General features: G+C 71.8%; 24 protein-coding genes. 16 read left to right on the forward strand and 8 right to left on the reverse strand.

Annotated features, from left to right (window positions below):
- Positions 1–99 precede the first annotated feature (99 nt).
- From IEY82_RS34090 to IEY82_RS34115, 6 genes are all read left to right on the forward strand, one after another.
- A complete protein-coding gene (locus tag IEY82_RS34090) occupies positions 100–618 on the forward strand; it encodes a hypothetical protein (RefSeq protein WP_225263691.1) in 519 nt (172 codons plus the stop codon).
- A 154-nt stretch (positions 619–772) separates the two neighbouring features.
- Positions 773–2131 (forward strand): Pup--protein ligase, encoded by a 1359-nt coding sequence (gene pafA / locus IEY82_RS34095; protein WP_189128398.1) that lies wholly within the window; start codon positions 773–775, stop codon positions 2129–2131.
- Positions 2132–2205: 74 nt separating this feature from the next.
- Positions 2206–3138, forward strand: a complete 933-nt coding sequence (locus IEY82_RS34100; protein ID WP_189128399.1) for an FKBP-type peptidyl-prolyl cis-trans isomerase — start codon at positions 2206–2208, stop codon at positions 3136–3138.
- Positions 3139–3281: 143 nt separating this feature from the next.
- Positions 3282–4178: an FKBP-type peptidyl-prolyl cis-trans isomerase gene (locus IEY82_RS34105; RefSeq protein WP_189128400.1), complete on the forward strand. Its 897-nt coding sequence runs from the start codon at positions 3282–3284 to the stop codon at positions 4176–4178.
- Positions 4179–4217: 39 nt separating this feature from the next.
- Positions 4218–4862 carry a helix-turn-helix transcriptional regulator gene (locus IEY82_RS34110; RefSeq protein ID WP_189128401.1) on the forward strand — a complete coding sequence of 215 codons (645 nt, stop codon included), beginning with the start codon at positions 4218–4220 and terminating at the stop codon, positions 4860–4862.
- A gap of 21 nt (positions 4863–4883) precedes the next feature.
- Complete coding sequence (locus IEY82_RS34115) at positions 4884–5375, forward strand: DUF3291 domain-containing protein (RefSeq protein WP_373291476.1); 492 nt, start codon at positions 4884–4886, stop codon at positions 5373–5375.
- On the opposite strand, the gene IEY82_RS34120 is transcribed toward IEY82_RS34115, so the two are convergent.
- Positions 5321–6403, reverse strand: a complete 1083-nt coding sequence (locus IEY82_RS34120) for a DUF3866 family protein (RefSeq protein ID WP_225263652.1) — start codon at positions 6401–6403, stop codon at positions 5321–5323. The two genes, IEY82_RS34115 and IEY82_RS34120, sit on opposite strands and share 55 nt — an antisense overlap.
- Positions 6404–6440: 37 nt before the next feature.
- Between IEY82_RS34120 and IEY82_RS34125 the strand changes: the two genes are divergently transcribed.
- The 8 genes from IEY82_RS34125 to IEY82_RS34160 all read left to right on the forward strand — a co-directional run bounded on the left by IEY82_RS34125 (position 6441) and on the right by IEY82_RS34160 (position 13902).
- Positions 6441–7388 carry a helix-turn-helix transcriptional regulator gene (locus IEY82_RS34125; RefSeq protein ID WP_189128402.1) on the forward strand — a complete coding sequence of 316 codons (948 nt, stop codon included), beginning with the start codon at positions 6441–6443 and terminating at the stop codon, positions 7386–7388.
- Positions 7385–8350: a helix-turn-helix transcriptional regulator gene (locus tag IEY82_RS34130; RefSeq protein WP_189128403.1), complete on the forward strand. Its 966-nt coding sequence runs from the start codon at positions 7385–7387 to the stop codon at positions 8348–8350. The genes IEY82_RS34125 and IEY82_RS34130 overlap by 4 nt, the downstream gene beginning before the upstream one ends.
- On the forward strand, positions 8347–8514 hold the full coding sequence (locus IEY82_RS34135; protein WP_189128404.1) for a hypothetical protein: 168 nt from the start codon (positions 8347–8349) through the stop codon (positions 8512–8514). Before IEY82_RS34130 ends, IEY82_RS34135 begins: the two co-directional genes overlap by 4 nt.
- 63 nt (positions 8515–8577) lie before the next feature.
- Positions 8578–8925, forward strand: coding sequence for a Sec-independent protein translocase subunit TatA (tatA, locus tag IEY82_RS34140; RefSeq protein WP_189128405.1), 348 nt, complete (start codon positions 8578–8580; stop codon positions 8923–8925).
- A gap of 31 nt (positions 8926–8956) precedes the next feature.
- Positions 8957–9814 (forward strand): twin-arginine translocase subunit TatC, encoded by an 858-nt coding sequence (gene tatC, locus IEY82_RS34145; protein ID WP_189128406.1) that lies wholly within the window; start codon positions 8957–8959, stop codon positions 9812–9814.
- Between the two features lie 17 nt (positions 9815–9831).
- Complete coding sequence (locus IEY82_RS34150; protein ID WP_189128407.1) at positions 9832–10716, forward strand: YegS/Rv2252/BmrU family lipid kinase; 885 nt, start codon at positions 9832–9834, stop codon at positions 10714–10716.
- 96 nt (positions 10717–10812) lie between these two features.
- Positions 10813–13536: a DEAD/DEAH box helicase gene (locus tag IEY82_RS34155; protein ID WP_189128408.1), complete on the forward strand. Its 2724-nt coding sequence runs from the start codon at positions 10813–10815 to the stop codon at positions 13534–13536.
- Between the two features lie 195 nt (positions 13537–13731).
- On the forward strand, positions 13732–13902 hold the full coding sequence (locus IEY82_RS34160; RefSeq protein ID WP_189128409.1) for a hypothetical protein: 171 nt from the start codon (positions 13732–13734) through the stop codon (positions 13900–13902).
- A gap of 46 nt (positions 13903–13948) precedes the next feature.
- Here the strand turns inward: IEY82_RS34160 and IEY82_RS34165 are convergent, their stop codons facing one another.
- The 5 genes from IEY82_RS34165 to IEY82_RS34185 all read right to left on the reverse strand — a co-directional run bounded on the left by IEY82_RS34165 (position 13949) and on the right by IEY82_RS34185 (position 19494).
- On the reverse strand, positions 13949–15295 hold the full coding sequence (locus IEY82_RS34165; RefSeq protein ID WP_189128410.1) for a hypothetical protein: 1347 nt from the start codon (positions 15293–15295) through the stop codon (positions 13949–13951).
- 200 nt (positions 15296–15495) lie between these two features.
- A complete protein-coding gene (locus IEY82_RS34170; protein ID WP_189128411.1) occupies positions 15496–15837 on the reverse strand; it encodes a hypothetical protein in 342 nt (113 codons plus the stop codon).
- Between the two features lie 97 nt (positions 15838–15934).
- Positions 15935–17359, reverse strand: coding sequence for an RNB domain-containing ribonuclease (locus IEY82_RS34175; RefSeq protein ID WP_189128412.1), 1425 nt, complete (start codon positions 17357–17359; stop codon positions 15935–15937).
- A gap of 21 nt (positions 17360–17380) precedes the next feature.
- A complete protein-coding gene (locus IEY82_RS34180; protein WP_189128430.1) occupies positions 17381–18274 on the reverse strand; it encodes a 5'-3' exonuclease in 894 nt (297 codons plus the stop codon).
- A 47-nt stretch (positions 18275–18321) separates the two neighbouring features.
- The gene (locus IEY82_RS34185) at positions 18322–19494 is read right to left on the reverse strand and encodes a PP2C family protein-serine/threonine phosphatase (RefSeq protein ID WP_225263655.1); all 1173 of its coding nucleotides are present in this window, start codon (positions 19492–19494) and stop codon (positions 18322–18324) included.
- A gap of 224 nt (positions 19495–19718) precedes the next feature.
- Between IEY82_RS34185 and IEY82_RS34190 the strand changes: the two genes are divergently transcribed.
- Positions 19719–20825 (forward strand): M24 family metallopeptidase, encoded by a 1107-nt coding sequence (locus IEY82_RS34190; protein ID WP_189128432.1) that lies wholly within the window; start codon positions 19719–19721, stop codon positions 20823–20825.
- 44 nt (positions 20826–20869) lie between these two features.
- The gene (locus tag IEY82_RS34195) at positions 20870–22015 is read left to right on the forward strand and encodes an acyl-CoA dehydrogenase family protein (protein ID WP_189128413.1); all 1146 of its coding nucleotides are present in this window, start codon (positions 20870–20872) and stop codon (positions 22013–22015) included.
- A gap of 8 nt (positions 22016–22023) precedes the next feature.
- Here the strand turns inward: IEY82_RS34195 and IEY82_RS34200 are convergent, their stop codons facing one another.
- Positions 22024–22560 (reverse strand): O-acetyl-ADP-ribose deacetylase, encoded by a 537-nt coding sequence (locus IEY82_RS34200; RefSeq protein WP_189128414.1) that lies wholly within the window; start codon positions 22558–22560, stop codon positions 22024–22026.
- On the reverse strand, positions 22557–23423 hold the full coding sequence (locus IEY82_RS34205) for a tetratricopeptide repeat protein (protein ID WP_189128415.1): 867 nt from the start codon (positions 23421–23423) through the stop codon (positions 22557–22559). The genes IEY82_RS34200 and IEY82_RS34205 overlap by 4 nt, the downstream gene beginning before the upstream one ends.
- Between the last annotated feature and the right edge of the window lie 40 nt (positions 23424–23463).

Below are 23463 nucleotides of genomic sequence, written 5' to 3' on the forward strand. Positions count from 1 at the left end.
GTGTTCCGGTGGTCGGTCGGCTGGGGCGTCGGTGTGACGCAGCTCACCCTTTTCGCGGCGAACCGGGGGAGATGATCCGACATCGTATGGTCCGTGAAGATGATGACGCGCTCCCTTCTCGCCGGCGCCACCGCCGCGGCCGTCCTGCTGACCTCCACCGTGGCCGCCGAGGCCGCCACCGGGATTCCCAGGTACAAGGCGCCCAAGATCTTCGGCACCACCTTCCAGGCGGACCCGAAGCACGACTTCACCAAGCGCATCCACTCCCGGCACGACGGCATCCTGCGCGGCCGGATCACCGGCGTGTACGGCGGCTCCGCCGAGTACGAGCCGATCAAGTGGAAGAAGGACACCCACACCGAGGGCTACTTCGTCGGCCCGCCCGAGGGTGACGTGCGGGCCTACTCCTCGCCCGTCGCCAAGAACGTCGTCTACCTGTCGGCCTTCGGCTGCGGCCGGTCCATGAGCGGCATGACGGTCAGCCGGGCCACCGGGCTCGGAAACAAGCGCTGCTCCCGCGCCGTCCTGCTCAAGCGGGTCAGGAACGAGGGCCGTCCGTCCCTCATCACCGTCCACAAGAGCAAGATCGTCCGTGTTCAGGAGATCTACACCCCGTAGCCGTACGGGCCGCGTCGGGGGCTCGCCTCGGGAGGGCGTGCGGAAGCCGCGAGGAGAGGTCGCGGGGCCGTGACGAGAGGCCGGATCTCGTGCGGCGGTAAAACACCCCGCAAGATCTCTCCCGCGCGCCCATCCGTGGGCATAGTGTGAGGTGATGGATCGTCGCATCTTCGGGCTGGAGAACGAGTACGGCGTGACCTGCACGTTCAGGGGGCAGCGCAGGCTGTCTCCCGACGAGGTCGCGCGCTACCTGTTCCGGCGAGTGGTGTCCTGGGGCCGATCGAGCAACGTCTTCCTCCGCAACGGCGCACGTCTCTACCTCGACGTGGGCAGCCATCCTGAATACGCAACACCCGAGTGTGACAACGTCATCGAGCTCGTCACACACGACAAGGCCGGCGAGCGCATCCTCGAAGGACTCCTCGTCGACGCCGAGAAGCGACTGCGCGAAGAAGGCATCGCCGGCGACATCTACCTGTTCAAGAACAACACCGACTCCGCCGGCAACTCCTACGGCTGCCACGAGAACTACCTGGTCGGGCGGCACGGCGAGTTCGGCCGGCTGGCCGACGTGCTGATCCCGTTCCTGGTCACGCGGCAGATCATCTGCGGCGCCGGCAAGGTGCTGCAGACTCCCCGCGGCGCCGTCTACTGCGTGTCCCAGCGGGCCGAGCACATCTGGGAGGGCGTGTCCAGCGCCACCACGCGCAGCAGGCCGATCATCAACACCCGCGACGAGCCGCACGCCGACGCCGAGCGGTTCCGCCGCCTGCACGTCATCGTCGGCGACTCCAACATGAGCGAGACGACCATGCTGCTCAAGGTCGGCGCCACCGACCTGGTGCTGCGCATGATCGAGGCGGGCACGGTGATGCGCGACCTGTCGCTCGAGAACCCGATCCGGGCGATCCGCGAGGTCTCCCACGACATGACCGGCCGCAGGCGGGTCCGGCTGGCCAACGGGCGCGAGGCGTCCAGTCTGGAGATCCAGCAGGAATACCTGTCCAAGGCCAAGGACTTCGTCGACCGCCGCGGCGGCGACGCGATCGCCCGGCGGGTGCTGGAGCTGTGGGAGCGCACCCTCACCGCGGTCGAGACCGGCAACCTCGACCTGGTCTCGCGCGAGATCGACTGGGTGACCAAATACCAGCTGATCGAGCGCTACCGCAAGAAGTACGACCTGCCGTTGTCCTCGCCCCGGGTGGCGCAGCTCGACCTCGCCTACCACGACGTGCACCGCAAGCGCGGCCTGTTCTACCTGCTGCAGAAGCGCGGCTCGGTGGAGCGGGTGGCCTCCGACCTGAAGATCTTCGAGGCCAAGTCCGTGCCGCCGCAGACCACCAGGGCGCGGCTGCGGGGCGAGTTCATCCGCAAGGCGCAGGAGAAGCGGCGCGACTTCACCGTCGACTGGGTGCACCTCAAGCTCAACGACCAGGCGCAGCGCACGGTGCTCTGCAAGGACCCGTTCCGCAGCGTCGACGAGCGGGTGGACAAGCTGATCGCGGGCATGTAGGAGGCGGTTTACCTCGGCAATACCTGGATGTCAGATACAGTGACGCGAATCTGACGTCTTTCCGAGGGAAATCCATGCGCCGCGCATTGGCCGTTCTGGCCGCCGTGCCTCTGATCTTGTTCGCCGCCGCGTGCGGCGAGTCCGACTCCGGCGCCACCGGGGGCGGCAACGCGTCGGCCGGGGTGAAGGTCACCGGCAATGTGGGCGCCAAGCCCACGGTGACCTTCCCCACCGGCAGTCCCGCCAGCAAGTCGTCCTACGAGGTGGTGTCCGAGGGCACCGGTCCGGCGGTCAAGAGCGGCGACAAGGTGATCGTCAACCTCACGGTCTACAACTGGGACGGCAAGGCCAACGCCTTCCAGGGCTCCTCCTACGACACCAAGACGCCCGAGACGATCGGCGTCGACCAGCAGCTGCCGGAGGTGCTGCAGGAGGGCTTCACCAAGGTCAAGCACGGCGGCCGGCTGCTGGCCGTGATGGCCGCGGACCCGGCCGCCCAGCAGACGCAGCAGCAGACGGAGGCCACGCCGACCAAGGTGTTCGTGCTCGACGTCGTCGGCGCGCCGCCCGCGGCGCTGAAGGCGGCCACCGGCAAGGAGACCGGCGAGACCCTCAAGGGCGTCAAGGTCGTCAACCCTGGCGGCGACAAGGCCCCCACCCTGACCACCAAGACCAAGGACAAGCCCGGCAAGAAGCTCGTCGTGAAGACGCTGATCGAGGGCACCGGCGCCAAGGTGACGGCGGCCAACACGCTCACCGTCCACTACACGGGCAAGATCTGGGGCACCGACAAGGAGTTCGACTCCAGCTGGGGCAAGAGCGAGCCCGCCTCGTTCCCGCTCGGCAACGTCATCCAGGGCTGGCAGCAGGGCCTGGCCGGTGTGCCGGTCGGCAGCCGGGTCGTGATGAGCATCCCGCCGGACCTCGGCTACGGCGCCCAGGAGCAGCAGGGCATTCCGGCCAACAGCACGCTGGTCTTCGTCGTGGACATCCTCGCGGCGTACTGACGAGCGGGCGTACTGACGAGCGGGCCCGCTGACGGGCCCGCGTACGGTCGGGCAGGCTTACTGACGGACGGTCTGATACCGCGGTAGCATCGTGCGGCCCGGCGGCACCACGCCGCCGGGCCGCCGCGTCGTGGGAGGCGCCGATGCTCCGCAGGGCCGTGCCACTGCTGCTGTCGCTGGTGGTGCTGGCCGCCTGCACCGGCGAGGAGGCGGCCGATCCCGGCCTCAAGGTGGGCGGCGCGTTCGGCGTCAGGCCCACGGTCGTCTTCCCCGAGGGCAGGCCGTCGGCCGGTCTGCGGATCGACCAGCTCGCCGCGGGCAGGGGCGAGCCGCTGCGCTCGGGCGACCTGGCGATCGCGCACTACACCGCGCACGTCTGGGACGGGCGCGAGAACCGGCTCGTCGATTCCAGCTTCACCCGCGGCGCCCCCGTGGCCTTTCCGGTGGGGCGGCTGCTGCCCGGCCTGGACAAGGCCCTGCTGGGGCGCCGGGTGGGCAGCAGGGTGATCGCCGCCATCCCGCCCGGTGAGGGCTTCGGCGCCAACCCGCCGCAGGGCATCGCCCCCGGCGACGACCTGGTCTACGTGATCGACATTCTCGGCGCGCACCCCGAGGGGGCCTCGGTCAAGGCGCGCGGCGGGTCGCTGGCGGGCGTGCGGGCCGGTGGCGGGACCCGCCCCCGGCTCTCGGTGCCCGAGTCGGCGCCGCCCGCCCGGTTCGCCGCGAAGGTCCTGTCCAAGGGCAAGGGGCCGCGTGCCCGGACGGGGCAGCTGCTGGTCCTGCAGTACCAGGGGGCCGTGTGGGAGCGGCGCCGGGTGTTCGACTCCACCTGGAGCACGGGCCTGCCCAAGGCGTTCACGATCGGCGACGGCAGCGTGATCAAGGGGTGGGACCGCGCGCTGGCCGGTGTCCGTGTCGGCAGCAGGGTGCTGATGGTCGTCCCGCCGGCCCAGGGCTACGGTCCGTCCGGGCAGCCGGCCTTCGGCATCGGGCCGGACGACACGCTCGTCTTCCTGGTCGACGTGCTGGCCGCGTACTGATCGGCCGTTCCGCGCGGGCGTACGTCCTAGACTCCGGCTGTGAGCGAAGACCACCTCGACGCGCTGGCCCTGCTGCACGATCCCGTACGACGCAGCCTGTACGACGTCGTGGCGGCCAGCGGCGGCGAGGTGGGCCGGGGGGAGGCGGCCGAGTCGGCCGGGATCTCGCGGACCCTCGCCGGACACCACCTCGACAAGCTGGTGGAGGCGGGCCTGCTGGAGAGCGGCCTGCGCCCCCAGGAGCGCAGGGGGCCGGGCAGCGGGCGGCCCGCGAAGGTCTACCGCAGGGCCGGCGGCGAGCGGTCGGTGAGCCTGCCGCCGCGCGACTACCAGACGCTGGCCTCGGTGCTGGCCGGCGTGGTCGAGTTGCTCGGCGCCGACGAGGAGGCCGAGCGGGCGGCGCGCCGGGCGGGACGGCGGCTGGCGGGGCCACGCGGCGACGAGCCCGTGGAGGCCGTGCTGCGCGAGCGCGGCTACGAGCCGTACGCCGAGGGTGACCGGCTGCGGATGCGCAACTGTCCCTTCCACGCGCTGTCGCGCGAGCAGCCGGTGCTGGTCTGTTCGATGAACCTGGCGCTGTGCCAGGGCCTGCTGGAGGGGCTCGGCGACGATCCGGAACGCGCGCGGCTCGATCCGCGGCCGGGGGAGTGCTGCGTCTCCCTTTCTAAAACAAACGAAGATTGACATAGAAGCGGCGGAGGTGATGTGCTGGGCGTCATGCATCTCGCCCAGCTCAACGTCGCCCACCTGCGCGCGCCGATGGACGCCCCCGAGCTCGCCGCCTTCGTCGAGCTCCTCGAACCCGTCAACACGCTCGCCGACACCTCGCCCGGCTTCGTGTGGCGGATGAAGGAGAGCGAGGACGACCCCACGGCCACTCTCACGCACGCCTACGGCGACCACCTGCTGGTCAACCTCTCGGTGTGGGAGTCGCTGGAGTCGCTGTGGGACTACGCCTACCGCAGCGCCCACCTGGGCGTGCTGCGCCGCCGCAGGGAGTGGTTCCTGCGGACGGCGGAGCCGTACCTGGTGATGTGGTGGATCCCGGAGGGCCGGCTGCCGACGGTCGCCGAGGGCATGCGGCGCCTCGAACGTCTCAGGGACGAGGGGCCGAGCCCCGAGGCGTTCACCTTCAAGGAGTCCTACGACAGCAGCCAGGCCGCGTCCCGGCCCGCCGCGGCCGACGCCAGGAAGTAGGCCAGGTCCTCCTCCAGCCCCCGGCCCATCGTCGACAGCCGCACCGGCGAGGCCCGCAGCGCCTCGTGCAGCCCGTCGACCGGCACCGGCACCAGCTCGTGCCGGACGGCCAGCAGCTCGGCCTGGTCCCTGACCCGCTCGCCGAACTCACCGGGCAGCAGCGGCACCGGCACCCGGGCGCGTGACAGGGCGACCCGGCCGTAGGCGGTCAGCGAGTGGTGGGACACCCCGAGATGCCGCTCACGCAGGTCGCCCTCGCTGACCCGCAGCGCCGCGACCGGCCGGCCGAGCAGCACGGCCGCGGCGTTGACCGCCTCACCCGCCGAGACGCCCGAGAACCCCCACCGGGTGCCGGTCCCCAGGTTGCCCGGTCCCTGGGCGACGATCGCGACGTCCGCCTCCAGGACGTGCCTGGCGGCCAGCAGCCCCGTGTGGGTGGTGACGGCCTCGACGTCGCCGCCGAACGCCTGCCCGACCGTGACCACCCCGGCCAGCCAGCCGACCTCGCGCAACCGGGCGCACGCCATCGAGAACCACGCGGGCAGCGCCCCGCCGTCCAGCATCACGTACGCGACCCGCGCGTCCGGCGCCGAGTCGTACAGGCCGCACAGGATCGGCGGCAGCGCCGAGTGCAGGTCGGCCACCACCACCGGCATGCCGTCCACGGAGTCGGCCTCGCGCAGCGCCTCGTGGAAGGGGGAGTCCTGCTCGTCGGCGCCGAGCACGGTGGCCTGCAGCGGGGTGTAGCGTGCCTTCACCAGGTGCCCCGGGCCGTCGGGATCTTCCGGCAAACGGTTCGGCACGGCCACCACCATGGCGTAACCTCCCGTACCGAGACCCATCGCGAGTGCCGTCGTGTTGAGCAGCACCTCGTCGCCGGGTTCCGGGCGGCCCACCAGCGGGGGATAGGCCAGCGCCCGGCACGATCCAGGGGGCCCCGTGCCCTCGGAGACGGCGACCTCCAGTTCCATCGCTCCCGGCCACTCGCGCCGGATCCGTACGACCTCGCCCTTGCGCCATCTGATCACGGGGGCAGGGTAGCGTTCATGAAGGAGGAGTGAGCGGATGTCGCGCCGTAAGACCGAGCGGTTGCTGAACCTCGTGATCTGCCTGCTCGCGACCAGGCGCCCGCTGTCGGCCGAGCAGATCCGCCACGCCGTCCCCGGCTACGACCGCGAGGGCGACGAGGCGTTCCAGCGCATGTTCGAGCGTGACAAGAACGAGCTGCGCGAGATCGGCATCCCCATCGACGTGGTGCGCGACCCGTGGGAGGACGAGCCCGGCTACCGCATCGAGCGCGCCTCCTACGAGCTGCCGGAGATCACCCTCGAACCCGACGAGGCGGCCGTGCTCGGCCTGGCCGCCCAGGTGTGGCAGCGGGCCAGCCTCGCCGAGGCCGCCTCCGGCGCGCTGCTCAAGCTGCGCGCGGGCGGCGTGGCCACCGACGACCCGGCCGGCGGCGCGCTGGAGCTCCGGGTCGACACCCGCGACCCGGCCTTCCCGGCCCTGTGGAACGCCGTCCGCGACCGGCGGGCGGTGCGCTTCGACTACCGCGGCGCCGGCAGCGAGAGCGTACGCGGCCGCACGGTCGAGCCCTGGGGCGTGGTCAGCCGGCGCGGCCGCTGGTACCTCGCCGGCTTCGACCGCGACCGCGCCGCGCCCCGCGCCTTCCGGCTCAGCCGCATCACCGGGCAGGTCACGACCGTGGGCCGGCCGGGAGCCGTCGAGGTGCCGGCCGGGGTCGACCTGCGGGACATGGTGGGCTTCCCCGACGAGGCGATGGAGGAGCGCGTGGCCGTGATCCGGGTCCGCCAGGGCACCTGTGAGGGGCTGCGCCAGCTGGCCAGGGCCGTCTATCCGGGCACCGACGGCTGGGACGAGGCCGAGCTGACCTTCGCCGACCCCGAGCGGCTGGCCGGATGGATGGCCAGCCTGGGCTCCGACGTCGAGGTGGCCGGGCCGCCCGACGCCCGCGAGGCCGTCATCCGGCGACTGAAAGGGGCACTGGCGTGAGCGGATCCGCCGACCGGCTGCCGAGACTGCTGGCGCTCGTCCCCTACCTGATGTCGCATCCGGGCGCGCAGGTCGGCGAGGTGGCCGAGGTGTTCGGGCTGAGCGAGAAGCAGCTCATCGACGACCTGCAGCTGGTGTGGATGTGCGGGCTGCCGGGGCACACGCCCGGCGACCTGATCGACGTGTCCTGGGACGGCGGCGAGATCCTCATCGACAACGCCGACACCATCGCCAGGCCGCTGCGGCTCGGCATCGACGAGGCCAGCGCGCTGCTGGTGGCGCTGCGCATGCTGGCCGCGATGCCCGAGCTGGCCGAGGTGCCGGGCGACGCGTTGCCCCGGGTGGTGGCCAAGCTGGAGCGGGCCGCCGGCGAGGGCGCCGCCGCCGTGAGCAGCCAGGTCGCCGTCGACGTCGACGCCGCCCCCGACGCGCTGCCCCGGGTCCGTGAGGGGCTCACCAGGCGGCGCAGGCTGTCGCTGCGCTACTACGTGCCCGGCCGCGACGAGGTGACGCCGCGTGAGGTCGACCCGATGCGGGTGGTGATCGTCGACGGCCGCACCTACCTGGAGGGCTGGTGCTACCGGGCCGAGGCCATGCGGTTGTTCCGGCTCGACCGGATGCTCGGCGTGGAGGTGCTCGACGTGCCCGCCGACCCGCCCGCCGAGGCCGAGCCGATCGACGTCGCCCAGGGCGTCTTCCGGCCGTCGCCCACCGACGAGCTGGTCGAGCTGGAGGTGACCGCCGCCGGGCGCTGGGTGGCCGAGTACTACCCGTGCGAGAAGGTCACCGAGCTGGGCGAGGGGCGGCTGCGGGTGGCGCTGCGCGCCCGTGACGAGGACTGGATCCTCAAGCTGGCGCTGCGGCTGGGCGACACCGGCCGGGTGGTGTCGCCGCCCGCCATGGCCGAGCGGGTGCGCGAGGAGGCCGAGCGGGCCCTGACGCTGTACTCTCAGCGGTCATGACCTGGATCTTCCTGGCCACCGGGCTCGGCGTCGCCGGGGTGGCCGTGCTGGCCGTCTCGGGTGCGCGGGTCCTCACCGCGGCACGTAGTCTGAACAGGGAAGTCGCCGCGGCCCACGCCCAGATGGAGCCGAGGCGAGTCAGATTGAGGCCGCCTGAGGGATGAGACTTATCGTCCGGCGGCGTACGATCGTGGCTGAAAACGCACTTAGCTTGGTGAGGATGTCACATGGGGCAACTCGGAGTTCCCGAACTTCTGATCATCGCAGTCGTGCTCATCATGCTCTTCGGCGCCAAGAAGCTGCCGGAGATGGCGCGAGGGGTCGGCAGGTCGCTGCGCATCTTCAAGTCGGAGACGGCGAAGCTGCGCGACGACGACGAGGACGGCCAGACCACGGTTCAGGCGCAGGCCCAGACGCAGCCACAGGCGCAGCCGGTCACGCCGCAGCAGATCCCCGCCGCTCCTCCGGTGGCGGCCCCCGCGCTCTCGGCCGAGGAGCAGGCACGCCAGCTTGAGGAGCAGGCGGCCAGGCTTCGCGCGTCCGCCGCCGCGGGCAAGGCCGACAAGCAAGTCTGACCCGATCCCTCCTCGTCACCTGGACTGCTGAATGGCGCTGCTCAGACGGTCGAGCCGCAAGGTCCCGCCCCCGGCCGTGGACGCCGAGGGGCGCATGCCGCTGATGGAGCACCTGCGCGAGTTGCGCAACCGGCTGCTCATCGCGGTCCTCGCGGTCGGTGTGGGCATCATCATCGGCTGGATCCTGTTCGATCCGGTGTGGGAGTTCCTCAAGGCCCCCTACTGTGAGACGGTCCAGTCCCGCCAGCTCAACGGGCGATGCAGCCTCACCTACGGCGGCATCTTCCAGTCCTTCTTCATCACCCTGAAGGTCTCGGCGATGGTCGGTCTCATCGTGGCCTCGCCCGTCTGGCTCTACCAGATCTGGGCGTTCGTCACGCCGGCCCTCTACCGCAACGAGAAGCGCTACTCCATGGGCTTCCTCGCCCTGGCGATCCCGCTCTTCCTGCTCGGCGCGGTCCTGGCCTACATCATCATCGACACCAGCCTGTCCTTCCTGCTGAGCTTCTCGCTCGAGGACACGGTCGCCACCATCCAGATCGACGACTACCTCGACTACATCCTGATCATGTTGCTGATCTTCGGGGTGTCGTTCGAGCTGCCGCTCCTGCTGGTGTTCCTCAACATCATCGGGGTGCTGCCGCACGCCACGGTCAAGAAGCACCGCCGGATGGTCATCTTCCTGATGTTCGTGTTCGGCGCGGTCATCACGCCCGGCGGCGAGCCCATCGCGATGATGGCGCTGGCCCTGCCGATGATCCTCCTGTTCGCGGCGGCCGAGCTGTTCATGTTCCTGCGCGAGAAGCGCCGGCCCGCCGGTGAGGACTTCTCGCACCTGGACGACGACGAGGCCTCGCCGCTGGAAGAGGATTCCGATCGCGCCACTTAGACGATAAGTTCCGGGGCGTGCCCCCTCAACTCGCCCTGCTCGTCAATCCGGCCGCACGCGGCGGCCGGGCGCTGCGCCTGCTCGAACCCGTGGTCCGCCGGCTGCGCGCGGGCGGAGCCGACGTGTCGGTGATCGCCGGCCGCGACGCCACGGACGCCCTCGAACGAGCCTGCACCGCCGTGGCCGAACGCCCCGACGCCCTGGTCGCCTTCGGCGGCGACGGCCTGGTGCACCTGGCCGTCCAGGCCGTGGCGGGCACCGACGTGCCGCTCGGGATCATCCCGGCCGGGACGGGCAACGACATCGCCGCCGCCCTGGGCCTGCCGCGCGGGGATGCGATGGCCGCCGCGCGCACCGTGCTGCGGATGAAGTCGCGGCTGATCGACGCCGTCCGGGTCCGGGCCGGCGACGCCGACGAGCTGTACGCCGGGGTGATGTGCTGCGGGTTCGACTCGCGGGTCAACGAGCGGGCCAACCGGCTCACCTGGCCGCCCGGCATGGCCCGCTACCTGGTGGCCATGGCCGAGGAACTGCGCCGGTTCCGGCCCATCCCGTTCCGGATCACGCTCGACGGCGAGACGGTCGAGCGGGAGGCCATGCTGGTCGCGGTGGGCAACACCCGGTCCTACGGCGCGGGCATGCGGGTGTGCCCCGACGCGCTGCCCGACGACGGGCTGCTCGACGTGATGGTGCTGGGAGCGGTCGGCAAGGGCGAGTTCCTGCGGGTCTTCCCCAGCGTCTACCGCGGGACCCATGTGACCCACCCCGCCGTGTCGATCACGCGGGCCAGGAGTGTCCGGCTGGAGGCGTACGACGTGGTGGCCTACGCCGACGGCGAACGCGTGGGGCCGGTGCCCGTCACCTGCGACGTGCGGCCGGGAGCGCTCCGCGTCATCGCCTGAGGTCTACAGCGCGCCGCGTCATCACTTGAGATCTACCTTGTAAAGGCGTCAGCCGGGCAGGACGGACCGGAAAGACGATTTCGGTAGGCTGGCGTCATGACAACGCCAGCGGAACGCTACGCGGCCTTCCGTGAAAAGTACGGTGACGACGGGCCCGCTCTCAGATCGTTCCGCGATCTGTACGAGTTCGAGCTCGACGACTTCCAGATCGACGCCTGCCGCGCCCTCGAAGCGGGCGACGGGGTCCTGGTGGCCGCCCCCACCGGCTCCGGCAAGACGGTCGTCGGAGAGTTCGCCGTCCACCTGGCCCTGGAGCAGGGGCGCAAGTGCTTCTACACCACCCCGATCAAGGCGCTGTCCAACCAGAAGTACAACGACCTGGTCAAACGCTACGGCACCGCCAAGGTGGGCCTGCTGACCGGCGACAACAGCGTCAACGGCGAGGCTCCGATCGTGGTCATGACCACCGAGGTGCTGCGCAACATGCTCTACGCCGGGTCGGCGACGCTGGCCGGGCTGGGGTTCGCCGTGATGGACGAGGTCCACTACCTGGCCGACCGGTTCCGTGGGGCGGTGTGGGAGGAGGTCATCATCCACCTGCCCGAGTCGGTCCGGCTGGCGGCGCTGTCGGCCACGGTCAGCAACGCCGAGGAGTTCGGCGAGTGGCTCGGCGAGGTGCGCGGTGACACCACGGTCATCGTCGACGAGCACCGGCCGGTGCCGCTGTGGCAGCACATGATGGTCGGCAACCTCATCTACGACCTGTTCATGCCCGACGACGAGACGCCCCGCATCAACCCCACCCTGATGCGGGTCACGCGGGACGCCGAGCGGCTCACCGCCGGCCGCGGCCGACGCGGCAACGGCCGGCCGTCGCGCTCGCGCCCGCCGGACCGCACCCAGGTGATCGAGAAGCTCGACGCCGAGGGGCTGCTGCCCGCGATCACGTTCATCTTCTCCCGGGCCGGCTGCGACGCGGCCGTCCAGCAGTGCCTCAACGCCGGGATCCGGCTCACCACCGAGCGGGAGCGTCACGAGATCCGCCAGCTCGTCGACGAGCGGACCGCGCACCTGCCCGACGAGGACCTGGCGGTGCTCGGCTACCTGGAGTGGCGCGACGGCCTGGAGCGCGGGCTCGCCGCCCACCACGCGGGCATGCTGCCGGCGTTCAAGGAAGTGGTCGAGGAGCTGTTCACCCGCGGGCTGGTCAAGGCGGTGTTCGCCACCGAGACGCTGGCGCTCGGCATCAACATGCCCGCGCGCAGCGTGGTGATCGAGAAGCTCGACAAGTGGAACGGCGAGACCCACGCCGACCTCACACCGGGCGAATACACGCAGCTGACCGGCCGGGCCGGGCGGCGCGGCATCGACATCGAGGGTCACGCCGTGGTGCTCTGGCAGCTCGGCATGGACCCCCTGTCGGTGGCCGGGCTGGCCGGCACCCGCACCTACCCGCTGCGCTCCAGCTTCCAGCCGTCCTACAACATGGCCGTCAACCTGGTCGGCCAGTTCGGCCGCGAGCGCGCCCGCACCCTGCTGGAGGAGTCGTTCGCGCAGTTCCAGGCCGACCGGGCGGTCGTCGGGCTGGCCAAGCAGCTGCGCAAGCACGAGGAGGCGCTCGAGGGCTACCAGGAGGCGATGACCTGCCACCTGGGCGACTTCACCGAGTACGCCGGGCTGCGCCGCCGTCTGTCCGACCGCGAGGCGCAGCTGGCCAAGCAGCGTGGCGCCGCGCGGCGGGCGGCGGCCGTGCGGTCGCTGGAGGCGCTGCAGCCGGGCGACGTCATCCGGGTGCCCGGCGGGCGCCGGGCGGGGCTGGCGATCGTGCTCGACCCGGGCCGCAACCCGCGCGGCTACGGCCCCAGCCCGCTGGTGCTGACGATCGGCAAGCAGGTCAAGAAGCTCGACCCGGCCGACTTCCCGGTGCCCGTCGAGCCGATCGAGAAGCTGCGCATCCCGAAGAACTTCAACGGCCGCTCGCCCAAGGAGCGGGCCAACCTCGTCTCGACGCTGCTCGCCAAGCTCGGCGACCGTGACCTGGGCAAGCCGCCCAGGGCGCGCGACCACGCGGTGGAGGACGACGAGATCAACGAGCTGCGCCGCCGCATCCGCCAGCACCCCTGCCACGGCTGCGACGAGCGCGAGGACCACGCCCGCTGGGCGGAGCGCTATCACAAGCTGCTGCGCGAGACCGAGGGGCTGCGCCGGCGCGTCGAGGGCCGCTCCCACGTCATCTCCCGCACCTTCGACCGCATCTGCTCGGTGCTGGAGCAGCTCGGCTACCTGCGCGGCGAGACCGTCACCGAGGAGGGCCGCCGCCTTGGCCGCCTCTACACCGAGCTCGACCTGCTCACCGCCGAGTGCCTGCGCAGCGGGCTGTGGGAGGAGCTCGACCCGGCGGAGCTCGCGGCGTGCGTGTCGGCGTTGGTGTTCGAGTCGCGGCAGGCCGACGACGCCCGCCGTCCCAAGATCCCGGCGGGGCGCACACAGGACGCGCTCACCTCGATGGTCCGGCTCTGGGGCGAGCTGGAGGGCATCGAGTCCGACCACGGCCTGGAGACCATCCGCGAGCCCGACCTGGGCTTCGCCTGGGCGGCGTTCCGGTGGACCAAGGGCCACAGCCTCGACGCGGTCCTCATGGACGGCGTCAACGGGAGCGAGCTGGCCGCGGGCGACTTCGTCCGGTGGATCAAGCAGCTGATGGATCTCCTCGGCCAGCTGGGCAACGCCGTGCCGGAGGGCAGCAAGATCAAGCAGACGGCGACCAAGGCCATGGACGCCATGCGCCGCGGGGTGGTGGCCTACTCCTCGCTCACCTGACGTCCTCCGACGGCCGGGCGGCGTACTGACCGCCCGGTCAAGGTGATGTCATCGTGGGTCTACGCAACGTCACCGTTCGGGCGGTTTTCCGGCTGGGAGCGGCGGAAATCCCCATGTCGCAAGCTCGGCCCAGTCCTCTCGGATCCGCCGCGAAGCCCGCCCACGCGGCGTCCGGCCATCCCCCTGGAGGTTGCCATGTTCGCCCTCGTCGCCGCCCTGCTGTTCGTGCTCGCCCTCATCTTCGAGATCGCCGACGTCGCCGTGGGCGGCGTGCTCACCGTCACCACGCTCGCCCTCGCGGGCCTGGTCTGCGTCGCCCTCCATCTGATGGGCCTCGGAGCGGGATGGCGGCCGCTCCGCAAGTGACCGCCTCACCTGGCCGCGTCCGGACCCCGGGCGCGGCCTCGTCATGTCAGACGGCCCGTCGGCCTGCTGGGCCGGCGGCGAGGATGTTCCTGCGGATCGCGGCCAGGGCCCGATCGGTCTGGGAGAGCTGGATGCGGTAGTCCTTGGCGCTGTTCTCGTCCCGGATCGTGGTGGTGACGTCGAACCGATCGCTGGGGACGATGAGCGTGAACCGCTCAGCGAGGGGCGTCGTAGGCGTGGAATCCGCGTCCACGAAGGTATAGTCCTCCTCTTTGTTCTGCTCGGGCTCCGCCTGTTTCGCCTTGGACGCGGTCTTCTCACGGGAGGTGGGCAGCGGGACGGTTCTGACGCTCACCGAGACGATGTCGCCGTACCTGTATTCGCTGGTCTGCTCGGCCGCCTCGCGACGTCCCGTGATCGCATCGAGAGTCGTGCGGTAGGCGCCGAGCTTTCGTTCCGTCATGAACAGGACGAAGACCCCGTACCTCGAAGCGAAGAAGCGGCCGTTGGGGTGCTGTGCCATCTTCGTCCTGGACGATCTCTGCTCCTCCGGACCCATGATCACGAACGGGCTGATGTACCGGCCGGTTCCCGTGACGAGCTCGCCGCGGAGAATCCCCAGCCGGTCGAGTGCCCGCTGCTGGATGACGGCGAGGTCGCCGCGCAACCACCTGTCGATCTGGTCGGCGGTGGGCAGTTGGTCGAGATACCCGCGGTACCGCTGCTCCTGCTCCCGCACCTCCGTGTCATAGCGGCGCTCGATCGCCGCATTGCGGATCGCGGTGGCGACGATCCAGCCGGCGCAGCAGATCGTGCCGCCGATCGCGAGGACCATGACGTACGGCAGCGGGGAGAACGGGCTCCAGGCGTGGGCCACTTGCCCGAGCACGAGCAGCGTGATCGCCAGTGTGGCGAGTGCGACGCACAGGCCGAGGACGGGCGTTGAGTGACTCAGCCGGTAGGGCGGGGCGGGTTCACGGGGCGGTGGCGAGAACAGGGTTCTCATGCGTCGTTCGCGGTCGCGTTGCTCGTCGTCGTTCAGCAGGGCGAGCTCGCCTGTTCCGCCTGGCCTGCCGGGGTTGGCCAGGCGCTCCAGCTTGAGCCAGGTGGGTGATTCGTCCACGGTGATGGACTCGACGATCATCCTGGCCCGTTCGGTCGAGATCGTGTCCGCCGCGGCGGACAGGCGTTTCGTGTACAACTCTGGTTCCTGCCGGTGCAGGTGGTTCAGGTCCTCGTCGATGATGGCGAGCAGCGCGGCGGCGCACGACAGCGCGGGATCGTCACTGTAGGCGTTGTCCAGCCGCGTGCGGACCCGGCCCAGGTGGCCGTCCGGATGATCGCGGGGGCGCTTGCCCTGCAGATCTGCCAGGGCGTACTCGACGAACACCACTCCGGCTGGATCACGCGCGTGTGCGATATGGTCGGCGTAATGCTTGACGGCTATCTCCCAGTCATGCCGTTTCAAGGCGTCCCTCGCCGCCGTCAAATTCCGCGCGGGATCCTGGCCGGTGTAGTAATTGTGCTGAGTGTATTGCTGCTTACCTATGTTGCCATAATTGTGGATGTTCTGGTGATCCTCCGGCATGTCGGTCACCCGCTGATGACGCCGACCGCGGCGCTGATCGCGGCGACCGCCTCTGCCGCCTTTCTGACGTCCTCGGCAGCCGCTCCCCCAGAGGTGAGCAGGTCGCGTACGCGCCGGGCCGCGGACATCAGCCGTCTGGTCGGCTGATCGGGAGACTCCTCGATGCCGGCGCGAAGCTCTCGCGCGGCTTGCGCACCGGAACCGGCCTCCACCGACCCCTGCTGGATCAGTTGCTCCAGCGTGTCCAGGGACGCTTGCAGTTGGAGGAAAACGTGCTGTGTTTCGGAGTTGTACGTGTTTTCGATGTACTTCTGGCGCTTGATTGGGCCGTAGTTGTTCACCTGCATAGCGATCCCCCTCGCTGCGGAATACGGAGCGACAACTTTGATGTATTCCGAAATAAGGGAAATGTCAATCAGTGACAAAGTGTACTTATGAGACAAATTAGGCGGGGGTGAAGCGGACCTGGCGGGTGGCCGGGTCGGCCCGGGTGAGTCGTACGGTGATGTGCTCGCCGAGGGGGAGAGGGCCGTCACAGGGGGCGATCACGGCGGGGTCCGCGAGCTGGACCTGGCCGTCGCCGCGACGCTCGTCCACATCGATCACCATGGCCTCGAACGCCTGGCCGACCCGGTCGCGTAACAGGAACGCCTCCACCAGATCGACGCAGGCGCGCTCCACCGCCGAGGAGCGGCGAGCCGCGGCCGACATCAGGCCGGGCAGCTCGTCCAGGGCCCGGGCGACGTCGGAGGGGATCGGCTCGCCAGCCGCGATCGCCAGGCACACCTCGGTGGCGTAGCGGTCGACCAGGCGGCGCAGCGGGGCCGTCACGTGCGTGTAGGGCGCGGCCACGGCGGCGTGGTCGGCCAGCGGGGGTGGCTCGCCGTTGAAGGACACGTAGCCGGAGCCGCGCAGCAGCACCCTCGACTCGTGCAGGAACGCCGCCTGCCGCGCGTTGGCCGGGTCGAGGTCGTGCACCACCTGGCCGTAGCCGGCGCCGTCGGGCCACGGGACGTCCAGCGCCGCCGCCACCCGGCGCACCTTGTCCAGGTCGCGCGGCTGCGGCGCGGGCAGCACGCGCAGCACGCCGATCTCGGCGTCGAGCATCATGGAGGCCGCCGCCATGCCGGTGAGCAGGGAGAGCTGCGCGTTCCACGCCTCGGCGGGCAGCGGCAGCCGGTAGGTGAGCCGGTAGCCGCCGTCGGTGGTCACCACGTCCTGCTCGGGGGTGGGCAGCGTGACGCCGCCGCGCTCGCGCTCCAGCGCCAGCCGGAGCGCGCCGATCTCGGCCAGCAGGCCGAGGGTGCCGTCGGCGGTGCCGGTCTCGACGGCCGCCTGCACGTAGGCGTAGTCGAGCCGCTCCCGGCTGCGGATCAACGCCCGCCGGACGTCGGCGCCGACCGTGCGGCCCTCGGCGTCGAGGTCGACGCACCACACCGCGGCCGGTCGGGTGACGCCGGGCAGCAGGCTGGCGCCGCCCTCGGACAGCACCCGCGGGTGCAGCGGCACGCTGCCGGTGGGCAGGTAGACGGTGGCGCCCCGGGAGCGGGCCTCGGTGTCGATGACCCCGCCCGGCCGTACGAACGCGCCGACGTCGGCGATCGCGTACCAGACGCGGTAGCCGCCGCGCAGCCGTTCGAGGTGGACGGCCTGGTCGAGGTCCATCGAGCCGGGCGGGTCGATGGTGACGAACGGCAGGTCGGTCAGGTCCTTGCCGTCGAGCCTGGGCACCTCGGCCACCCACTCGGCCTCGTCGAGCACGCGCGAGGGGAAGGCGTCGGGCAGCCCGGACTCGCGCCGGATGCGCGCGAACCCGTCCTCCAGCCTGGCGGGGACCTCGCCGGGGATCTGAACGCTCGTCTTCGACACGCGGTCAACGTACCGTGGCGGTCAACGGGGCAGCGCGTCGAGCAGGCGGTTGAGCGGGCTGTCCAGGCCGTAGCGGTCGGCGAGCCGGACGAGGGCCTCGGGGTCGCGGGGCTTGGCCGGGAGCGTCAGGTCGGCGGCGGGCAGGGGCGCGTCGGGGGCGACCCGTACGACGTCGGGCGCGACCCGGAGGTAGTCGCGGGCGGCGGCCAGGCGGGTGCGGCTGCCCGCCGGGAAGCCCTCCGTGACGCCCGCGTCGAGGGCGGACAGCAGCGCGTCGAGCGAGCCGAAGCGGGTGATGAGGGAGGCGGCCGTCTTCTCGCCCACGCCCGCGACCCCCGGCAGGCCGTCGCTGGGGTCGCCGCGCAGCGTGGCGAAGTCGGCGTAGGCGCGCCCGGGGATGCCGTACTTGGCCGTGACGAACGCCTCGTCCACCGTCTGCAGGTTGCGGATGCCGCGCACGGTGTAGAGGACCCGCACCGGACGCGAGTCGTCGACCAGCTGGAACAGGTCGCGGTCGCCCGTCACGATGTCGACCGCCCCGCCTGCCCGGTGGGTGAGGGTGCCGATCACGTCGTCGGCCTCGTAGCCGGGGGCCTCCAGCCGGGCGATGCCCACGGCGTCGAGCACCTCCTCGATGACCGGGATCTGGGGCACCAGCGTGTCGGGCACCTCCTCGACGTCGCCGTGGGCGACCCGGTGCGCCTTGTACGTGGGGATGGCCGCGACGCGGAAGGCGGGCCGCCAGTCGGCGTCCATGGTGGCGGCCATCCCGGTGGGGGAGTGGGCGCGCACCAGGGTGGCGATCATGTCGATCAGCCCGCGCACCGCGTTGACCGGCATGCCGTCGGGCGCCGTGATCGAGTCGGGGATGCCGTAGAAGGCCCGGAAGTAGAGCGAGGGAGTGTCCAGAAGCATGAGCACGGGTCCATGGTCGCACTCCTGGCGGCCCCTCGCGGATCCTCCTACGCGCCGCCCGGGCCCAGGATGCCCACCGCGAGGAGGCAGGCGTCGTCCTCCGGGTTGGGGCCGCCGATGTCGTCGAGGACGCGGTCCAGGCCCGCGTCGAGGTCGCCGCCCCGCAGTTGCGAGGCGGCCTTCAGCACCAGGTCGAGACCTTCGTCGATGTCGCGGGTGCGCCGCTCCACCAGCCCGTCGGTGAACATCAGCAGCAGGTCGCCGCCGCGCAGCTCGGTCCGGGCCGGCTGGTACGGCTGGCCGCACGCGGCGCCCAGCAGCACGCCCTTCGGCTGGTCGAGCGGCCGGGCGGTGCCGTCGCGCACCAGGATGGGCGCCAGGTTGCCCGCCCTGGCCCAGCTGAAGACCCGGGCCGAGGTGTCGAGGTGGCCGATCACCGCGGTGGCCGTGGTCTCCTCCAGCCGATGGATGACCAGCTCGTTCAGCCAGGTGAGCAGCACTTCGGCGGGCTCGCCGGTCATCGTCAGCCCGATCAGGGCGTGCCGCAGCTGCGCCATGCGCGCGATCGCGGGCAGGCCGTGTCCCGAGACGTCCCCGATCGCGAGCAGCACCCGGCCGTCGGGCAGCGGCGCGGCCTCGAACCAGTCGCCGCCCAGGCTCGCCGTCTTCTCGGCCGGCACGTAGCGCACCGCGATCCTGGTCTCCGGCAGGTCGAGGCAGCCGACGGGCTCGGGCAGGATGGCCTCGCGCAGCGCCAGCATGACGTGGCGCTCCTCGGCCGCCTTCTCTCTGGCCTCCAGCAGCTGGCGGCGCGACTCCGACATGATCCGCTCGGCCCGGCGGCGGCCGGTGATGTCCTGGACGACGCCGTGCACGCGGGCCGGCCCGCCGGGCGACGCGAGCGGCTCCAGCACGACGCGCAGGTCGCGCAGCTCGCCGCCGCGCCGGATGCGGAACTCCGCCTGCGCCGACCGTCCGTCCCGCAGCACCTCCGCCAGCAGCCGGGCCAGCGCCTTGCGGTCGGCCGGCTCCACGTGCGCGGTCAGGTCCGCGAGCCGGACCGGGCCGGCGTCGCGATGCCTGCCGAAGATCGTGAAGACCTGGTCGGACCAGGTCGCCTCACCGGTGCGCAGGTCCCACTCGGCCCAGCCCATGTTGCCCAGCCGCTGGGCGTGGGCGAGCCGTGCGGCCAGCAACTCGCAGTCGCCTGGGGCGCTCACGAAGCCTCACACTCGCATGCAGTGGAACGGGACATTCGGCTCACAGTACGTCATCGAAGAAGTGCGTACGGTGGGGATGGCTTGTGCTGTGGTGAGAGCTTTCCGGGATTTTAGGCGGCGGGATCCGAGCGGATTCGGCAGGGAACGGGACGTCCGGACGGCTCCCGCCCGCGCCACCCGGCCGGAAATCCGGGCCGGGCGGTCCGAGTAGATTTGTCTCTGTGATGTCCTCAGACCTGTATCCCGTTTCCCGCCTGGCCGCCGTCCAGGAGGCCACCGCCAAGGCCGGCATCGACGCCCTGCTGCTCACCCCCGGGCCCGATCTGCGTTACGTGACCGGCTACGACGCCAAGCCGCTGGAGCGGCTGACGTGCCTGGTGGTGCCGGCCGCGGGCGAGCCGTACATGATGGTGCCGCGCCTGGAGCTGCCCGCCGCGCAGGCGTCGCCGGCCTCGCGGCTGGGGCTGGAGTTCGTCGCGTGGGACGAGACCGACGATCCCTACCGGATCGCGGCGGCGCGGCTGGGGCGGCCGGGCACCGTGGGGCTGGCCGACCGGATGTGGGCGATGTCCTCGCTGCGCTTCCGCGACGTGCTGCCCGGCGCCGAGCAGGTGCTGGCCGGCGGCGTGCTGCGCGAGCTGCGGATGCGCAAGTCGCCCGCCGAGGTCGCGGCGCTGCGCGAGGCGGGGGAGGCGATCGACGCGGTGCACCGGCAGGTGCCCGGCCTCCTGCGGGCCGGCCGCACCGAGCGGGAGGTGGCCCGCGACATCGCCGAGGCGATCCTGGCCGCCGGCCACGACACGGTCGACTTCGTGATCGTCGCCTCCGGCCCCAACGGCGCCAGCCCGCACCACGAGGTGTCCGACCGGGTGATCCAGGCGGGCGAGCCGGTCGTGGTCGACATCGGCGGCCAGCTGCACAACGGCTACTGCTCCGACTCCACCCGCACCTACTCCGTGGGCGAGCCGCCGGCCGACTTCGCCGCCTACTACGAGGTGCTGCGCCGGGCCCAGGACGCCGCCTGCGCCGCCGTACGGCCGGGCGTGCCGTGCGAGTCGATCGACGCGGCGGCCCGTGACCTCATCGCCGAGGCCGGTTTCGGCGACCACTTCATCCACCGCACCGGGCACGGCATCGGCATCGAGACGCACGAGGAGCCCTACATCGTCACGGGCAACGCCGAGCCGATGGAGCCGGGCTTCGCGTTCTCCGTCGAGCCGGGCATCTACCTGGCCGGCAGGCACGGCGCCCGGATCGAGGACATCGTGGTCTGCGGCGAGTCCGGAGGGGAGCGGCTCAACAACACGTCTCGTGAATTGGTGATCGTTTAGGCAGAATCGGGGGGACATGTACCTTTCCGAGGAGTTCTGTGCCGATGACTGCTGACCGGGCCCTGCCGACCGACGAGGCGCGCGACCTGATCGAGCTGACGCGTGATCTGGTCGCCAAGGAGGTCGCGCCCCGCGCGGCGGCCGACGAGGCGGCCGGGAGGTTCCCGCGCGAGGTGTTCGCCACGCTTGGCGCCTCCGGGCTGCTCGGCTTGCCCTACCCCGAGGAGCACGGCGGCGGGGCCCAGCCGCAGGAGGTCTATCTGCAGGTCGTGGAGGAGCTCGCGGCCGGCTGGCTGACCGTCGGGCTGGGCACCTCGGTGCACACGCTCTCCTGCTTCCCCGTGGCGGCGTACGGCGACGAGGAGCAGAAGGCCTCGCTGCTGCCCGCCATGCTCGGCGGCGACCTGCTGGGCGCCTACTGCCTGTCGGAGCCCCAGTCGGGCTCCGACGCCGCGGCGCTGACCACCAGGGCGGTGCCCGGCCCCGACGGCTACGCGGTCGACGGCGTCAAGGCGTGGATCACCCACGGCGGCGTCGCCGACTTCTACCTGCTGATGGCCCGCACCGGCGAGCCGGGCGCGCGCGGCATCTCCTGCCTGCACGTCCCCGCCGGGCTCGACGGCCTCTCCTACGGCGAGCCCGAGCACAAGATGGGCATGCGCTCCTCGCCGACCGCCCAGGTCCGCTTCGACGGTGTACGCCTGCCGCGCGAGGCCCTGGTCGGAGCCGAGGGCGAGGGCTTCCGCATCGCCATGGCGGCCCTCGACGGCGGCCGGCTCGGCATCGCGGCCTGCGCGGTGGGCGTGGCGCAGGCGGCCCTCGACGCGGCGCTGTCCTACGCCAGGCAGCGCCGTCAGTTCGGCAGCCGGATCGCCGACTTCCAGGGCGTCTCGTTCATGCTGGCCGACATGGCCACGCAGGTCGCCGCCGCCCGGGCGCTCTACCTCGACGCCGCCCGGCTGCGTGACGCGGGCCGTCCCTACGGAACGCGGGCGGCGATGGCCAAGTTGTTCGCCACCGACATGTGCATGAAGGTCACCACCGACGCGGTGCAGGTGTTCGGCGGCTACGGCTACGTCGAGGACTTCCCGGTGGAGCGCTACATGCGCGAGGCCAAGGTGCTGCAGATCGTCGAGGGCACCAACCAGATCCAGCGCGTGGTCATCGGCCGGGCCCTGACCCGGGACTGACCGCCGCCTCAGCGGGGCTCGCCGCCGGTGGGGCCGGTCTCGCGCAGGGCCTGCTCGAAGGCGGCGAGGACGTCGGGTGTGAACAGCGTGAACCGCGCCTCGGCCACCCGGGCAGGGGTGGCGCGGACGGTGCCGACCGCGATGCGGGCGGCGTCGAGGGCCGGCCAGCCGTAGATCCCGGCGGACACCGCCGGCAGGGCGACGGTGACGGCGCCCAGCTCGTCGGCGACCCGCAGCGCCTCGCGGTAGCAGGAGGCGAGCAGGTGCGAGCGGTCCTCGGCGCGGGAGTGGACCGGGCCCACGGTGTGGATGACCCACCGGGCGGGCAGGTCGCCCGCGGTCGTGGCCACCGCCTGGCCGACGGGCAGGCCCCCGCCGTAGCGTGAGGCGCGCAGCTCGCGGCACTCGGCGAGGATCGCCGGGCCGCCGCGCCGGTGGATGGCCCCGTCGACCCCGCCGCCTCCCAGCAGGCTGGAGTTGGCGGCGTTGACGACGGCGTCGACCTGCTGCTCGGTGATGTCGCCCGCGACGATCGTGATCCTCACGGTGACAGAGTCCGCCTCAGCCCGGCCAGGGCGCGGCGCGCCGTGGCCTGTTCGACGGGCGCCGTGTCGGTGAAGCGGATCTCCTCCAGGTCGCGCAGGGCCTGCTCGGTGTCGCCGGTCACCGCCCGGATGCGGGCCCTCCGCAGCCGGGTGCGGACCCGGTCGGGGGCCAGGGCGAGCGCATGGGCCAGCTCGGCCTCGGCGGCGTCGCGCTCGCCGAGCCCGGCGAGCGCCAGCGCGCGGGCCGATCGCACGTCGGCCTCGTCGCTCGGCGAGAGGCCGAGCGACAGGGCACGGCCGAGGTCGGCCAGGGCGCCGTGGTGGTCGCCCAGGTCGGCGCGGATCTGCCCGCGCCCGGCGAGGGCGGACGCGGCGTCGCGGTTGATGTGCAGCGCCTGCTCGAAGGCGCTCGCCCCGTCGGCGGGCGAGCCGCTGAGCCACTGCGCGTAGCCGAGCACGGTGAGGGCCCGCACGTCGCCAGGGGCCCGCTGCACGGCCTGGCGGGACAGGTCGGTGGCGGCGCCGAAGTGGCCCGCGCCCAGCCGGGTCTGCGCCATCTCGGCCAGCACGTGGGCCGCCGCGCAGCCGTCCTCCAGCAGAGTGTAGGTCAGCAACGCGGTGCGGAAGGCCCGCTCGGCCGACTCCACGTCGCCGTCGGCCCGGGCGATGCGGCCGAGCAGCCGGTAGGCGCCGCCGAAGCGGCGCTGCAGCCCGCGGCTGCGGGACTTCTCGGCGATGCTGGTGGCGTGGAAGCGGGCGGTGGCGAGGTCTCCGGCCCGCAGGGCGGCCTCGGCGGCGGCCCAGACGGAGGCGAGCTCCTGAGCGGACGGTCCGGACAGCGGAGAGGCGTCCGCTCCGCTCATCGAGGCCTCCTCATCCGTGGCCGGATAAGTCGAGACTCGC

Origin of the sequence: Nonomuraea cavernae, from assembly GCF_014646355.1 — a bacterium.
Taxonomy (GTDB): Bacteria; Actinomycetota; Actinomycetes; order Streptosporangiales; family Streptosporangiaceae; genus Nonomuraea; species Nonomuraea cavernae.